A 13,421-nucleotide genomic window follows, 5' to 3' on the forward strand; every position below is an offset into this window, starting at 1 on the left:
GCTGCCAATCCCTGCGCCGCAACCACCCGGAGGTTCCCGTGAGCGACCGCCCGAACGACCCAACCCTCCCCCCGGTCGCGGACCCGGACGACTCAACCCCGACCACCCCCACCGACACCCCGGCCGGGTCGGGTGACCCCACGCCGGAGAAGACCGGTCGCCCGGCCGCCAGCCCGTCTTCCCTCAACGCCGCCGCCAGCGGCGGTACAGGGCGCCGGAGCTTCGATCACTGGTTCGGGGAGAAGGACCGCAACGGCTTCATCCATCGGTCGTGGATGCGGGCCCAGGGGTTCTCCGACGAGGTGTTCGACGGCCGGCCCGTCATCGGCATCTGTAATACCTGGTCGGAGTTGACGCCGTGCAACGCTCACCTGCGCAGGCTGGCGGAGTCGGTCAAGCGGGGGGTGTGGCAGGCCGGCGGATTCCCGCTGGAGTTTCCGGTGATGTCGCTGGGCGAGACGATGTTGCGGCCGACCGCGATGCTGTTCCGCAACCTGCTCAGCATGGATGTCGAGGAATCCCTGCGCGGCAACCCCATCGACGGCGCCGTCCTGCTGACCGGCTGCGACAAGACCACGCCGGGCTCGATCATGGGCGCGGCCTCGGTCGACCTGCCGACCTTGGTGGTGACCGGCGGCCCGATGCTGAACGGCAAGTTCCGCGGCTGCGACATCGGCTCCGGTACGGCGGTCTGGCGATTCACCCAGGATGTCAACGCCGGCCGGATGACCCAAGAGGATTACGCCGCCGCCGAATCCGGTATGTCCCGCAGCAACGGCCACTGCATGACGATGGGAACGGCGTCCACGATGGCCTGTATGGCCGAAGCGCTCGGCCTCCAACTCACGGGCTCGGCCGCCATCCCGGCCGTCGACTCCCGGCGGTACGCGATCGCCCAGCAGGCCGGCCAGCGGATCGTGCAGATGGTCGAGGAAGACCTCAAGCCGAGCGACATCCTGACCCGGGACGCGTTCGCGAACGCCGTACGGGCCAATGCCGCGATCGGCGGTTCGACCAACGCGGTGATCCACCTGCTCGCGATCGCCGGCCGCGTCGGCGTCGACCTCACCCTCGACGACATGGACGAGTGGGCTCGCGGCGTACCGTGGCTGGTCGACCTGCAGCCGTCGGGGAAGTACCTGATGGAGGACTTCTACTACGCCGGCGGACTGCCCGCCGTCCTGCGCGAGATCCTGCCGCTGCTGAAGGCCGACGCGATCACCGTCACCGGCAAATCCATTGGCGAGAACGTCGCGAACACCGAGCGCACCGTCGACACCGAGGTGATCCGAGCCGTCGGCAACCCGCTCGGCAGCGGCGCCGGAACCGCTGTCCTCAAGGGAAATCTGTCCCCGGACGGTGCCGTCATCAAGCAATCCGCAGCCTCCGAGAGACTGCTGCAGCACCGCGGCAAGGCACTCGTCTTCAGCAGCATCGAAGAGTACGACCTGGCTGTCGACGACCCGGACCTGGACGTCGACGCCGACACCGTCCTGGTCCTCCAGAACGCCGGCCCACGCGGCTACCCCGGCATGCCCGAGGTAGGCAACATGACCATCCCCCGCAAACTCGCCGAACAAGGCGTAGACGACATGGTCCGAATCTCCGATGCCCGCATGAGCGGTACGGCGTACGGAACGGTAGTCCTCCACGTAGCCCCCGAAGCAGCAGTAGGCGGCCCGCTGGCCCTGGTCCAAACCGGCGACTGGATCGAGCTGGACGTCCCCGCCCGCACCCTCCACCTGGACGTCCCCGACGAAGAACTAGCCGAACGCCGGGCGAAGTGGGAGGCGACACCCCCACTCATCGAGCCCGCCGACCGAGGCTGGGCCCGCCTCTACGTAAACCACGTAACCCAGGCCAACCAAGGCTGCGACCTAGACTTCCTAGTAGGCCGCACCGGCTCAGCCGTAGCCCGCCAGAGCCACTAATGCCCACAGATAAGGGTTGGGGACCGTTCGAAGCTGTCCGCGGCTTGCGGCCCACTGGCACCTTGCCGTTGGTCACACCCGTTCGCAGGCTCTTGCATGACGTGCCGACGGAAGAAGATCCGTACGGCGCCGCGCAGCGGGCGCTTGAGCCGTTGGCGACTGCGGTCAAGGCCGGGGACCGGATTGCGGTGACTGCAGGGAGTCGGGGGATTCATGACCTGGTGACAGTCGTGCGGGCGGCTGTCGACTGGTTGCGGGCGAAGGGTGCGGAGCCTTTCGTAGTACCGGCGATGGGATCGCATGGTGGCGCGACAGCGGACGGGCAGCGCGAGATGCTCGAAGGCCTCGGTGTCACGCCGGCGTCGATCGGCTGTCCGATCGAGGCGACCATGGAAACAGTTGTCCTAGGCAACTTGCCGGACGGTACGCCGGTACACCACGACGCCCTGGCCGCCAGGGCCGACGGTGTCCTGCTCATCAACCGGGTCAAACCGCACACCGACTTCCACGGCCCGGTCGAGAGCGGCCTGGGCAAGATCCTGGCCATCGGACTCGGCAACCACCAAGGCGCCGCCGCCCTCCACGCCGGCGGCATCCCCCTCCTTGGCTCCTCGATCGAACAAGCCGCCCGGATGATCATCGACTCCGGCAAGATCCTCGGCGGCCTGGCGATCATCGAGAACGCCTACGAGAAGACCGCCTCCGTCGAGCTGGTCACCCCCGACGGCATCGCCGGCGCCGCGGAGAACGCACTCCTGCAACGAGCCGGCAGCCTGATGGCCCGCCTCCCCTTCGACGAACTCGACGTCCTCGTCGTCGACGAGATGGGCAAGGACAAATCCGGAACCGGCATGGACACCAACGTCCTCGGCCGATGCTGGGTCCACGGCATCCCCGAGTTCGAATCGCCATCGATCGCCGCCGTCAGCGTGCACCGCCTGTCGGAGGCGTCGCACGGAAACGCCTCGGGACTCGGCCTGGCCGACGTCATCCCGGCCAAGATGCTCGAACAGATCGACCTCCGAGCCAGCTACGTCAACGCCTTGACCTCCGGCGCCGGCGGAGCACGCAGATCCCGCCTCCCGATGGTGCTGGAGGACGACGCGGCCGCGATATTGGGCGCGGTGACGATGAGCGGCCGCCGCGACTGGTCCGAGCTACGGCTCGCACGGATCGCCGACACGTTGTCACCCAACGAGCTGATGGTGACCCCGGCGCTCCTGGCCGAGGTCGGCGAACGATTCGACCTCGAGATCACCGGCACCGCACGCGAGTTGACCGACAAAACGGGATCCCTGACCAGCTGGGGCGAGTCATGAATCTGCGGGAGGCTCGTGTGTTGCTCGCCGAGCGGGGGCTGATCACCCCGGCTCAGGACTTCACCTCCACCGGGCGGTTCGGCGACGGAGCGCAGTACCGGGTGGAGATCCCGAGCTGTGAAGGACCGGCCGTGATGCGGACCGTCCTCGACGAAGCGGCGGCACGCGGCGTCACGGTGCACCGTGTCTCGCAAGGCAGCGGCGTGATGATGCTGACCGACGCCGAGATCGACGAAATGCTTGCCCTCGGCGCCGATCACGATGTCGAGGTCTGCCTGTTCCTCGGCCCGCGCGGCGCCTGGGACACCGGCGGCCAGGCAAAGGTCTCGGCCGCCGTCGGCGGAGTTGCCCGAGGCAATGAGATGGTTGCCGCGTCGCTCTGCGATGCATACCGTGCCGTCGAGCTGGGCGTACGGAGCCTCCTGGTCGGCGACATCGGCGTACTGGAACTCCTCGGCCTGCTGAAGAAAGAAGGCGAGCTGCCGGCCGACCTGGTGCTGAAGACCTCCGTCCTGATGCCGTTGCCCAACGCACCGACCGCCGCCCTCTACGAACGACTCGGCGCAACCAGCCTGAACGTGTCCACCGACCTCCCGATCAACGTGCTCGCGGAAATCCGGGCGGTGACGACAGTACCGATCGACATGTACATCGAAGTCCCCGACGACCAAGGCGGGCACGTCCGGTTCTACGACGTACCGGACGTGGTGCGCGTCGCCGCACCCGTCTACCTGAAGATGGGTTTGCGGAACGCGCCGAACATCTACCCGGTCGGCGCCCACCTGGCAGCGACGGCCGAGGCGCTCGGCCGCGAACGGGTCCGCCGGGCCGAATTGATCCTGCGACTGCTGGCTGAACAGGACGAGGAATGAGCACTGATCTGCTGATCGCGGGGCTGCGGACCGCGCTGGGGGAGAAGGCGGTCGTCACCGACCCCGACGTACTGGACAGCCATCGCAATGACCACGCGACCTTCTGCGAGGCCGGGGTGCCGGCCGTGTTGGTGCGGCCCTCCTCGACAGCGGAGGTGCAGCAGGTACTGCGTGCAGCAGGGGAGTACGGCGTACCGGTGGTCACCCAGGGTGCGCGGACTGGCTTGTCCGGTGCAGCGAATGCGCTCGACGGGTGCCTGTTGCTGTCGACCTCGCGGCTGAACAAGATCCTGGAGATCTCCGTCGAAGACCAGGTCGCCGTCGTCCAGCCCGGCGTCGTGAATGCCGAGCTTTCGCGGGCCGTGCTGGCGCAGGGGCTGTTCTACCCGCCGGACCCCTCGTCGTGGGAGATGTCCACGATCGGCGGCAACATCGCCACCAACGCGGGCGGGCTGTGCTGCGTGAAGTACGGCGTGACCGGCGACTTCGTGCGCGGGCTGGAGGTGGTGCTCGCGTCCGGCGAGGTGGTGCGTACCGGTCGGCGGACGGCGAAGGGGGTCGCCGGCTACGACCTGACCTCCCTGATCGTCGGATCGGAGGGCACGCTCGGAGTTGTCACAGAGGCGACGCTGGCGCTCCGCCCGGAGCCGGAGGCGGCGTTGACCGCGGCCGCGACGTTCCTGTCGATCGAGGCGGGAATCGCCGCGGCCGCTGCCGTGATGGCCTCGGGGTTGCGGCCCTCGCTGCTCGAGTTCCTCGACGGGCCGACGGCGCGGGCGATCCAGAACTACCGCGACATGGGGCTGCCGGCCGATGTGGGTTCGCTGCTGATCGCGCAGTCGGATCGAGGTCCGCGGGCGGCGGAGGACGTGGCGGCGATCGCGCGGATCTGCACGGAGTACGGGGCTGTCGAGGTCGCCGAGGCCTCCGACGCCGAGGAGTCCAGGATGTTGCTGGAGGCACGCAGATTGGTGAATCCGGCGCTGGAGCCGCTCGGCGCGACGCTGATCGACGACGTCGCGGTACCGCGCAGCAAGCTGGTCGCACTGTTGCAGGGGATCGCGGAGATCGGCGCGAAGTACGACGTACTGATTTGTTGCCCTGGGCACGTAGGTGACGGCAACATGCACCCGACCGTCGTCTTCGACCGCAACGACCCGGCGGCCGAGGCGCGCGCCTTGGAGGCCTTCGGCGCCGTGATGAACCTCGGCCTCGCCCTGGGCGGAACCATCACCGGCGAACACGGCATCGGCAAACTCAAGTCCCGCTGGCTGGCCCAGGAACTCGGCCCGGTAGGCCTCGCCCTGCAACGCCGCCTCAAGTCCGTCTTCGACCCAGCCAACCTGCTCAACCCCGACAAACTCTTCCTGTAAATGCCTGTACGCCGGTCGCTGTGACCGGCGTACAGGTTCACTACTACTCCTCGACCGAGACCACACGGACCCAGTCGGCGCAGTCTGTTTCACACCACACGTGATCGCCCGCGTGCGCGATCCGATCGCGCTGCACATGCCCACAGGCGAGGTGTACCCGCCGCAAGGCATGCCCCTGCTGGACCGGAGCACCGGTCCTACCGCCAGGAATCTTCCTCCGCTTGTTTCTGAGGTCGGCCACAGCCGGTCCTCCTCTCTGACTAGTTGTCGTTTCCCTTGCTGGGAGCGGTGAGAGTGAGATTCGAACTCACGGACGGGCCGGAGCCCGTCGACGGTTTAGCAAACCGCTGCCCTTGCCATCAGGCGGACCTCACCTCGGCCCGGCCGCCGTGTCCCCTGAGCACGGCGGCCGGGTTCAGCCCTTGACGCAGATGACCTGCTTGAGATGCGCGACGACCTCGACCAGATCCGTCTGGGCCGCGATCACCGACTCGATGTCCTTGTACGCCGCCGGCAGCTCGTCCAGCACGCCGGCGTCCTTGCGGGACTCCACCCCGGCGGTCTGGGCGATCAGGTCGTCGACCGTGTAGCGGCGCTTCGCCTCGTTGCGGCTCATCCGCCGGCCTGCCCCGTGCGAGGCCGAGTAGAACGACTGCTCCGAGCCGAGCCCGCGGACGACGTACGAACCGGTCCCCATCGACCCCGGAATCAGCCCGAGATCACCCAGCCCGGCCCGGATCGCGCCCTTGCGGGTGACCAGCAGGTCGAGGTCGTCGATCGTCTCCTCCGCCACGTAGTTGTGGTGGCACGAGATCGGCTTCTCGAACGTGATCTCCTGCTCGAACGACTCCCGGACCGCCTGCATCACCAGGGCGAGCATCACCGCGCGGTTGCGCGAGGCGTACTCCTGCGCCCAGGTGAGGTCCTGACGGTAGGCGTCCATCTCCGGCGTACCGGCCAGGAAGACCGCCAGGTCGCGGTCCGGCAGGTCGGCGTTGTGCGGCAGCGCCTTCGCGATCCGCATGTGCCGCTCGGCCAGCTCCTTGCCGATGTTGCGCGACCCCGAGTGCAGCATCAGCCAGACCCGGTCGTCATCGTCCAGGCAGACCTCGATGAAGTGGTTGCCGCCGCCCAGCGACCCCATCTGCTGGTGCGCCTTCTTCTCCCGGTCCTGTACGCCGTCGTGCAGGCTGCTGAACGAACCCCAGAACCGGTCCCACCCGCGATCCAGCCCGAGCTTGCGCACACTGACCGGGTACTCGTGCGCCCGGAAACCGACCGGTACCGCCGCCTCGATCCGCGACCGGATGCCGGCCAGGTCGTCCGGCAGATCCGAAGCCGTCAGCGAGGTGAGGACGCCTTCCATCCCACACCCGATGTCGACCCCGACCGCGGCCGGCGACACCGCCTGGTACATCGCGATCACCGACCCGACGGTCGCCCCCTTGCCCAGGTGCACATCCGGCATCACCCGGACACCGTGCACCCACGGCAGCGCAGCGATGTTGCGAAGCTGCTGCAGCGCCTGCGCCCCGACCTCGTGCTCCTGCGCCCACATCAGAGTGGAGCTCTTCGCCCCACTCAGCTCAACCGGGTACTGAACGTTCATCTCCACTCCTCTACTTGGTTCATGGCATGCAAAAAGCTGCCAGGGCAGGACTCGAACCTGCGGGACCCCGGGTCAGAACCGAGGGTGGGATGCCGTCACCCACCTGGCATGGCTCTGACGCCATACCCGGTGGGTACTACGTCAGAGTGCTAACTCGGCACGCGAGGGGATCCACGGCTGCCACAGCAGCGGCATACCGGCTTCCTCGGGCGTGCGGCAGCCCTTCTTCTCGTTGCAGCGCGCGTGGGCGGCCACGGCGTTCAGCCACTCGCCACGACCGCCACGGGAGCGCGGTACGACGTGATCCATCGTGGTGGCGCCGGGTTGGCCGCAGTACGCACAGCGGTACTTGTCACGCTTCAGCACGCCGGCCCGGGTGTACTGCAGCCGGCCGGACGCGTAGCGCCACTTGGTCACGACGTACCGGACCAGGCGCAGTACGCGGGGGAAGGGGAACGGGCCGATGCTGGCGCCGTCGTGCGCCTCCTCGACGACCGCGACCTCCCGGACGAGCATCCGGATGGCGTGCTGGACCGACACGACGTGGAGCTGCTCATATGAGGCGTTGAGCACTATGACACCGCTCATGCTTGGTTCCTCCTCTCCTCCAGTGTGCCCGACAGCTAGTTGCCGGGTCTCCTTCTTCGGTGCGGCATACGTGGTACTGCTTGCTCGGGTACGCCCGGCAGGATTCGAACCTGCAACCTCCTGCTTCGTAGGCAGGTGCTCTGTCCGGTTGGGCCACGGGCGTTCACCGGCCCTGCGCCGGAGTGTCCGGATTTCCGGCGCAGGGCGCGTGAGTGGGCGGCGGTGGCGGTTCGGAGCCTCCTCCGATCGCGGCCGACGTCCCAGGGGTTGGCGCTCGCTCGGCCGGTAGCTGAGCTTCCTGCGGGCGCCCGGTCGAGCTGGAGGGACTCGAACCCCCGATCCCCTCATCCCAAATGAGGTGGCCTGCCGCTGGCCTACAGCTCGCTTATTGCAAATGGCATATCCAGTTGTCATTGTCCGAATTGCCGCCCGTGGGCAGCGCGAAGCGCATTCATGGAAAATATGAAGTGAAAACAAAAGAGCCGCCTAGTTCCGGACTCTCCCGGCGCTGGCGGCTCCCGACTGATGCTCGATGATCAGTCAGGTGGACCGCCGTACGCCGGGCTCAGGCTCCCCGCGAGCTCGTCGATTTCGGCGTACAGGCGCACGGATCGCAGGCAAGCAGGCATGCTGTCGCGCTCATCGCGCCACAACTTCCCGAACTCTTGCGTGCCGGTCACGGTGCTTCTCCTAGTCTGTTAGGTCCTTGCGGGCATTAGTTTCACCCATGCCGTCAACTCAAGTCAATGCATTTCCGCCAACATCTATTCCCCGCCATTTCTGACGCTTCCCCTACCCCGCGGGTTCCGCTGAACTCGCTTACCCCTCACCCGCCGGCACCCGCCCGACAGCCCCCACAGACCCCCCCGTCCCCACCCACCTCCAGCCGCCGCCCTCCTCCACCCCTGCCCCCACCGGCACCTCCAACCTGGACCGCGTCCCGGTATCCGATTCGGAATCAGCCCGCCATCCCGCTACACTCTTGCATCGGCCCCCGGGCCACGCCGCCTTAGCTCAGTCGGCAGAGCGTCTCACTCGTAATGAGAAGGTCGTCGGTTCGATTCCGACAGGCGGCTCCACCCAAACCCCCAGGTCAGAGGCCACTCCCTCACCCGGGGGTTTCGTCGTTTCCAGGACTGTTGTTCCCCACGCGGCCCCCTACGCAGGCTCCTCCGTCGCCCGCTCCGCGGACCGCTCCCACCCACCCTGGGCGCGCGTGCTGCGCCCGCTTGTCGACAACCCCCAGGACCCGCCACCACGTACCTGCTGGGCAGACCCTGGACCCGGATAGGCCCTCCCGCGGTCCACCCCCCGACGAGTAGAAGCTCCCCCGCGCAAACCTCGAAGCAGCGCGGAACGTAATCGGCCGCCAGGCCAGAGCCGCTGGCTGCGGCGCCCCACCACGCGGGCAATCACTCGGCGCCGTCCGGACCCGCGATGCGCAGCCAGCTAGCTACCCCGTGCTGCTGCGTGCGCCACCGGCTGTCGCATGGTCTGCTCCGTCACCTAGCAGCCGACGGAGAACGGACCGTCGCTTCGGCTGTGATCCGTCAATTGATGCGCGATCATCGGACGTGTTGCCGGGCTGGGTTGTCCGGGAGCGTCGATTCTGGGAGAGCGAATGCTGGCGGAACTGCATGCGGAGATTGCCAGACAGGGTGGGTATGACGATGGGGCCGGCGCCGAGCCTGTTGTCAGTCTGGAGTTGTTCTTCGACGGAAACGAAGATCCCGCGTCGATCGGCTGCAATCTGCCGGACCACCCTGGCCCTGCTCGGTTCTACGAGGTTCTGAGCGCTATCCGTGACCGTCCGGAGGTGGACAGCGTCTGGGTAGGTGTCTCGGAGGTGACCGGACCAGACGATTGGCCCTTCAGCGATCACGTCTACGTGGTCACGACAGTCTCGCCGTTCGAGGTGGCGTCGTGGGCAGTCCCGCTCAGTCCAGGTGAGCCGGGGGACGACTGGTGGAACGGAGTACCTCCCTTACAGGAGATCGAGATTCCACCGCCCGCCCGCCTGGTCACCCTGTGGTGGGATTGAGGATCGAGCAACTGTGTCATCGTCAGCGCGGGCCTGGTAGAACTCTGCAGGTGTCTCGGACGGACGGTGGCGGAACGTGGCTGTAGACGGTGAGGATGTCGTGGGCAGTCCCCGGACGGCACCAGGTCGATCGATGGTGCGTGCACCGGGTACGGCATGGTGTCTCGCGCTGCTGCCGGTGACGTGGGTCGCGTTTGACGCCCTGGCGTTCGAAATGTTCGGCGCAAGCGACGCCGAGAGGGCGGCGCTCCTCTTCGCAACGCTCACGAACTGGGTCGTGGTCGGCGTGGACTCCGCGGCGCTACGGCGGGCCGGCGTACGGGTCTCGGCGTGGTGGGGCATCTTGCTTCTCCCCATCTACGTGATCCTGCGTGCGAGGCGGGCGGACAGATCACCGATAGTCCCTGCTGCCTTCTTCGCTCTCGCGGTGGCGTACCTGTTCTTCGGCGATCTCGCCCTGGATGGAATCGACCAGCTCTAACCTCAAACGCGCCCACCGAGACCAAGCGACGCCGGTGCTTCTTTACGCCTGGCTGGATGTGGTCGGGAGGGCGTCGGTGAGTAGGTCTAGGTGGCCTACATGGCAGGCCGTTTCCTCGAGCATGTGGACCATGACCCAGCGGAGGGTCACGGGGCCTTTGCCGAATGAGGGGCGTGGGGCGGTTGTGTCGAGGGTGGGGAGTTGGTTGGCGACCTGGCGGCTGCGGGTGCAGGCGGCTCGGTAGAGCGCGGAGATCTCTTCAACCGTGTCGTCGGCCGCGGACTCGAAGGCCCAATGCGGTTGGGTGTCGAGTGGTGCCGATGCCCAGGGCTGAGGCAGTTCGCCTCCGCCGACTCGGGCGATGAACCAGTGATCCTCCATGTGCGCCAGATGCTTCACGATGCCGCCCGGCGTCAGGTTCGTGGCGGGGAGGCTTTTCGTACGTGCTTGGGCATCTGTCAGCTGTTCGAGCCGTGACAGCACCCGCCGGCGGTACTGATCGAGAAACTGCCCGAGCGTGGTCCGCTCATCGGCGTCGAGTTCCGGGTATCCCTCAGCGTCAGCGCTCATGCCGTTCTGAGTCCCTTGAGGCGCATCGTTCGATGCTCGCACGGCAGAGGATCGGAAAGAAACCGTAAACGTCGTTCGGCAGAGTCTGGGGCAGACGGACGGGGGTCCGTACCGAGCCTGAGAGGACACAACGATGACTGAGTTGATCGCGGAACGTGCCCGGCTGGCGATTGTCGAGCACACTCGGCGGCTGGCGGATTCAGCCGTCGCGGCTGGGCCGTACGCCGCCGTACCGACTGCTCCGGAGTGGACCGTGACCGACCTGGTCGAGCACGTCGGCCAGACCCAGCACTGGGTCGCGGAGATCATCGAGCGCCGCATCACCGACCCCACTCAGTTGCCCACGGAGATGGCGGTACTTCCCGCCGACCCCGGCGAATGGCAGGCGTGGCTGGCGGAATTCGCACAGCGGGTCGCCGACGCATGCTCCGACGACGCCCTCGACGCCCCGGTCTTCAACGCGGCCGGCGACGACCGCTCCGGCACCCAATTCTGGCTGACCAGCATGCTCAACGAAGCAGTAGTACACGGCTTCGACGCCGCCAACGCGGCTGGCCGCTCGGTTGGTACCGACGTCGAAGGCGACGTCGCGGCCGCGCTCATCAGGAACCATCTCGCGATGCTCACCTCGCCCACCTGGGAGATGCGACGGTCCGAGTCTGCTCACGCCATCCGCGGTACCGGTCAGACGCTTCAATGGTTGGCCACCGACGTCGCGGGCGACGAAGGGGCATGGTTCGTCGAGCGCCGGCCCGACGGAGCAACCTGGCAACCTGGAACCGGGACCCGCCAGGCGGACGTAACGATGTCCGGCCCAGCAGGATCCCTGCTCCTGACCATGACTCGAAGGCTCCCCTTCACCGACCACCAAACCACCGGCATCACCATCGCCGGCGACATCGACCTAGCCCACCACTGGCTCGACAACACCGCCCATGTCGCAGGCTGACCGAGCCGCCATCTCTTCGGGCGCGGGATCGCGCCCAACCTCAGCGGGCGACACCGCCGCACCGGCGGCACCGGCAGAGCGGCGGGACCGGCGGGGACGGAGTACGTCGGCTTCGGTGCCTGGGTGGGCGAGGCGCCCCGGTGCGGGCCGGGGCGCTATCGGGTCAGCCGTGGAACTGGGCGGCTACTTTTGTGAAGGCGTAGGGGGTTTGGGTGATGCCGCTGCAGTCGGAGCCGGCGTCGCCGCCGCTGCTGCATTGGCGGTCTCGGTTGATGGCCCAGAAGGTGAAGCGGGCTAGGTGGTGCTGTTGGGCGTAGGTGAGCATCGCCTGGTAGTCCGAGAGGCGGACGGTCTCGCCGTCGTCGGTCTTGCCGTTCATGGACGAGATGCCCATGTGCCGGTACGCCGTGTCGTCGCTCCAGCCATACGCCGTCTTCAGCTTGCCCTTCAGGCCCTCCGACGCCTTCTGGGTCAGCGTGGCCATGTTGGCCGACCCCGCGCCGAAGTCGAACGGCATCAGCACCCAGCCGTCCGGCGTGAAGCCGGAGTTCTTCGCCTTGGTGATCAGGCCGCTGCCCCACGAGTCCGGGCCGGTCTGCTCGGTCCCCATGGTGACGTAGATCTTGAGGCCGGCGTTGTTTGCCCGGATCGTCTTCAGCGCGTCGACGACCCGCTGCTGGACGGTGTTGTTCTGGAACTCGGTGTTCTCGATGTCGATGTCGATCGCCTTCAGCCCGAACGCGTTGATCACCTTCTGGTACGCGCCGGCCAGCGCGGACGCCGACGTACACCGGAGACCGAGCTTGTCGCCGTCCCAGCCGCCGAACGACGGGATGATGTCACCGCCGGCGCCGCGGATGCTGTTGATGACGGACTGGTCGTTGCCGCCGGTGAGACTGCGGTTGCCGTCCCACTTCGGGTTACAGCTCCCGTCGGCCAGTACGAAGGCCATCGTGAACCACTGGTTGCCGGCGGCCTTCATGATGTCGGTTGCCTTCTGCGGGTTGCCCCAGCCGAGGTACAGGTACGGCGCCGCGCCGATGCTGGCGGGGTCGGCCTGTACTGCGCTGGGAGCGGCCTGCGCGGCGGCTGCCGCACCGAGGGCCAGTGAGCCGGCCGCGAAGGCGGCGGTGGCGATCTTGAGCATGCGTGAGCGCATCTCGAACCTCAATCCTGGGGCGTAGGAGTTGGGCCGAACTAAGTTAGGAAACTTTCCTATCCATTACCTGGATGATCATGACGCGCTGTCAGCGCCCGGTCAATATGCGTGACGAGGTTTCTAGAACGTGACTCCGGGCGCCTCAACCGTTGCGGACGAAGCCGAGTTCGTTGCCGTCCGGGTCGGCGATGGTGAACTTGCGGGTTCCGTACGGTGTGTCGAAGAGCGGCTCGACGACGACGGCCAGGTCTTTCACCGTTGCCCACAAGGCGTCCGGGTCGTCGACGGTGAAGTTGAAGCGGCCGCCGCGGCCCTCGGCCTCCATCACCGCGAAGGTCGCGCCGGAGCCGGTGACGAAGTGGGCGTAGTTCGGTGCCTCCGGTGGCCAGTACGCCTCCACCTCGAACCCGAGAACAGTCGTGTACCACTCGACGGCGGCGTTCAGATCAGCAACGTTCGCCCGCACGTGCTCAAGTCTCGTCCCACCCATCTTCGAAGCCTGCCACAGAATTGTCGGTGGATCCTGACA

The 13,421-nt window shown here is 67.2% G+C and carries 13 protein-coding genes and 5 tRNA genes; 8 read left to right on the forward strand and 10 right to left on the reverse strand.

Features of this window, described 5'->3' with window-relative positions; all coding sequences use genetic code 11:
* The first annotated feature begins 38 nt into the window (after positions 1–38).
* The 4 genes from ACIA12_RS25285 (at position 39) to ACIA12_RS25300 (ending at position 5,495) form a co-directional block, all read left to right on the forward strand.
* Positions 39–1,931 carry an IlvD/Edd family dehydratase gene (locus tag ACIA12_RS25285; protein WP_396369556.1) on the forward strand — a complete coding sequence of 631 codons (1,893 nt, stop codon included), beginning with the start codon at positions 39–41 and terminating at the stop codon, positions 1,929–1,931.
* Between the two features lie 101 nt (positions 1,932–2,032).
* On the forward strand, positions 2,033–3,250 hold the full coding sequence (locus tag ACIA12_RS25290) for a DUF2088 domain-containing protein (RefSeq protein ID WP_396369557.1): 1,218 nt from the start codon (positions 2,033–2,035) through the stop codon (positions 3,248–3,250).
* Positions 3,247–4,122 (forward strand): hypothetical protein, encoded by an 876-nt coding sequence (locus ACIA12_RS25295; protein ID WP_396369558.1) that lies wholly within the window; start codon positions 3,247–3,249, stop codon positions 4,120–4,122. The genes ACIA12_RS25290 and ACIA12_RS25295 overlap by 4 nt, the downstream gene beginning before the upstream one ends.
* The gene (locus ACIA12_RS25300; protein ID WP_396369559.1) at positions 4,119–5,495 is read left to right on the forward strand and encodes an FAD-binding oxidoreductase; all 1,377 of its coding nucleotides are present in this window, start codon (positions 4,119–4,121) and stop codon (positions 5,493–5,495) included. The genes ACIA12_RS25295 and ACIA12_RS25300 overlap by 4 nt, the downstream gene beginning before the upstream one ends.
* 286 nt (positions 5,496–5,781) lie before the next feature.
* Here the strand turns inward: ACIA12_RS25300 and ACIA12_RS25305 are convergent.
* The 7 genes from ACIA12_RS25305 to ACIA12_RS25335 form a co-directional block, all read right to left on the reverse strand.
* Positions 5,782–5,870, reverse strand: a tRNA-Ser gene (locus tag ACIA12_RS25305).
* 40 nt (positions 5,871–5,910) lie between these two features.
* Positions 5,911–7,104 (reverse strand): RtcB family protein, encoded by a 1,194-nt coding sequence (locus ACIA12_RS25310; RefSeq protein ID WP_396369560.1) that lies wholly within the window; start codon positions 7,102–7,104, stop codon positions 5,911–5,913.
* Between the two features lie 36 nt (positions 7,105–7,140).
* Positions 7,141–7,213 (reverse strand) — tRNA-Gln (locus ACIA12_RS25315).
* 32 nt (positions 7,214–7,245) lie between these two features.
* On the reverse strand, positions 7,246–7,692 hold the full coding sequence (locus ACIA12_RS25320) for an HNH endonuclease (RefSeq protein ID WP_396369561.1): 447 nt from the start codon (positions 7,690–7,692) through the stop codon (positions 7,246–7,248).
* Positions 7,693–7,781: 89 nt separating this feature from the next.
* A tRNA-Arg gene (locus tag ACIA12_RS25325) sits at positions 7,782–7,855 on the reverse strand.
* 149 nt (positions 7,856–8,004) lie between these two features.
* Positions 8,005–8,076 (reverse strand) — tRNA-Pro (locus ACIA12_RS25330).
* Positions 8,077–8,228: 152 nt separating this feature from the next.
* Positions 8,229–8,372 carry a hypothetical protein gene (locus ACIA12_RS25335; RefSeq protein ID WP_396369562.1) on the reverse strand — a complete coding sequence of 48 codons (144 nt, stop codon included), beginning with the start codon at positions 8,370–8,372 and terminating at the stop codon, positions 8,229–8,231.
* A 323-nt stretch (positions 8,373–8,695) separates the two neighbouring features.
* Between ACIA12_RS25335 and ACIA12_RS25340 the strand changes: the two genes are divergently transcribed.
* The 3 genes from ACIA12_RS25340 (at position 8,696) to ACIA12_RS25350 (ending at position 10,214) form a co-directional block, all read left to right on the forward strand.
* A tRNA-Thr gene (locus ACIA12_RS25340) sits at positions 8,696–8,771 on the forward strand.
* Between the two features lie 542 nt (positions 8,772–9,313).
* Positions 9,314–9,733, forward strand: a complete 420-nt coding sequence (locus ACIA12_RS25345) for a hypothetical protein (protein ID WP_396369563.1) — start codon at positions 9,314–9,316, stop codon at positions 9,731–9,733.
* Between the two features lie 133 nt (positions 9,734–9,866).
* The gene (locus ACIA12_RS25350; protein WP_396369564.1) at positions 9,867–10,214 is read left to right on the forward strand and encodes a hypothetical protein; all 348 of its coding nucleotides are present in this window, start codon (positions 9,867–9,869) and stop codon (positions 10,212–10,214) included.
* Between the two features lie 42 nt (positions 10,215–10,256).
* On the opposite strand, the gene ACIA12_RS25355 is transcribed toward ACIA12_RS25350, so the two are convergent.
* Positions 10,257–10,784, reverse strand: coding sequence for a DinB family protein (locus ACIA12_RS25355; RefSeq protein ID WP_396369565.1), 528 nt, complete (start codon positions 10,782–10,784; stop codon positions 10,257–10,259).
* Positions 10,785–10,917: 133 nt separating this feature from the next.
* Here ACIA12_RS25355 and ACIA12_RS25360 point away from each other — a divergent pair, with 133 nt between their 5' ends.
* Complete coding sequence (locus tag ACIA12_RS25360) at positions 10,918–11,733, forward strand: maleylpyruvate isomerase N-terminal domain-containing protein (RefSeq protein ID WP_396369566.1); 816 nt, start codon at positions 10,918–10,920, stop codon at positions 11,731–11,733.
* A gap of 163 nt (positions 11,734–11,896) precedes the next feature.
* On the opposite strand, the gene ACIA12_RS25365 is transcribed toward ACIA12_RS25360, so the two are convergent.
* Positions 11,897–12,892 carry a chitinase gene (locus ACIA12_RS25365; RefSeq protein WP_396369567.1) on the reverse strand — a complete coding sequence of 332 codons (996 nt, stop codon included), beginning with the start codon at positions 12,890–12,892 and terminating at the stop codon, positions 11,897–11,899.
* 142 nt (positions 12,893–13,034) lie between these two features.
* Positions 13,035–13,382: a VOC family protein gene (locus ACIA12_RS25370; protein WP_396369568.1), complete on the reverse strand. Its 348-nt coding sequence runs from the start codon at positions 13,380–13,382 to the stop codon at positions 13,035–13,037.
* Positions 13,383–13,421: the final 39 nt, after the last annotated feature.

This window comes from Kribbella sp. NPDC051620, from assembly GCF_044453825.1.
GTDB lineage: Bacteria > Actinomycetota > Actinomycetes > Propionibacteriales > Kribbellaceae > Kribbella.

Coding starts and splice junctions, on each gene's coding strand:
- ACIA12_RS25370 (WP_396369568.1), bottom strand. CDS start 13,382: ATGGGTGGGACGAGACTTGAGCACGTGCGGGCGAACGTTGCTGATCTG.
- ACIA12_RS25320 (WP_396369561.1), bottom strand. CDS start 7,692: ATGAGCGGTGTCATAGTGCTCAACGCCTCATATGAGCAGCTCCACGTC.
- ACIA12_RS25295 (WP_396369558.1), top strand. CDS start 3,247: ATGAATCTGCGGGAGGCTCGTGTGTTGCTCGCCGAGCGGGGGCTGATC.
- ACIA12_RS25355 (WP_396369565.1), bottom strand. CDS start 10,784: ATGAGCGCTGACGCTGAGGGATACCCGGAACTCGACGCCGATGAGCGG.
- ACIA12_RS25350 (WP_396369564.1), top strand. CDS start 9,867: ATGGTGCGTGCACCGGGTACGGCATGGTGTCTCGCGCTGCTGCCGGTG.
- ACIA12_RS25345 (WP_396369563.1), top strand. CDS start 9,314: ATGCTGGCGGAACTGCATGCGGAGATTGCCAGACAGGGTGGGTATGAC.
- ACIA12_RS25310 (WP_396369560.1), bottom strand. CDS start 7,104: ATGAACGTTCAGTACCCGGTTGAGCTGAGTGGGGCGAAGAGCTCCACT.
- ACIA12_RS25360 (WP_396369566.1), top strand. CDS start 10,918: ATGACTGAGTTGATCGCGGAACGTGCCCGGCTGGCGATTGTCGAGCAC.
- ACIA12_RS25365 (WP_396369567.1), bottom strand. CDS start 12,892: ATGCGCTCACGCATGCTCAAGATCGCCACCGCCGCCTTCGCGGCCGGC.
- ACIA12_RS25300 (WP_396369559.1), top strand. CDS start 4,119: ATGAGCACTGATCTGCTGATCGCGGGGCTGCGGACCGCGCTGGGGGAG.